Origin of the sequence: Pseudoalteromonas sp. CR1 (assembly GCF_019392235.1) — a bacterium.
In the GTDB taxonomy this organism is placed as follows: Bacteria; Pseudomonadota; Gammaproteobacteria; order Enterobacterales; family Alteromonadaceae; genus Pseudoalteromonas.
Genome location: NZ_JAHXRM010000559.1, coordinates 1 through 242 on the forward strand (window position 1 = coordinate 1; position 242 = coordinate 242).

The 242-nt window shown below is 66.5% G+C and carries 1 pseudogene; it reads left to right on the forward strand.

Annotation, left to right across the window (positions count from 1 at the left end):
• Window positions 1-15: 15 nt before the first annotated feature.
• A pseudogene (locus KZZ04_RS20545) lies at window positions 16-242 on the forward strand (catalase); the annotation flags it as partial.

The following is a 242-nucleotide window of genomic DNA, read 5'->3' on the forward strand; positions in this document are numbered from 1 at the left end:
GTCGACGACGGGACTATGCGCGATCTCGTCGTCGAGCACTTCCGGACAGAAGGGGCCGAGTATCAGCTCCGTGCCCAGCTCTGCACCGATCTCGCGGCGATGCCGGTCGAGGACGCCTCGGTGCTCTGGCCGGACGATATCTCACCGCACCAGCCGGTCGCCACCCTGCGGCTCCCGCCGCAGGATGCTTACTCTCCGGCCCGGCGCGTCTACGGTGATGACGTGCTCTCGTTCAATCCTTG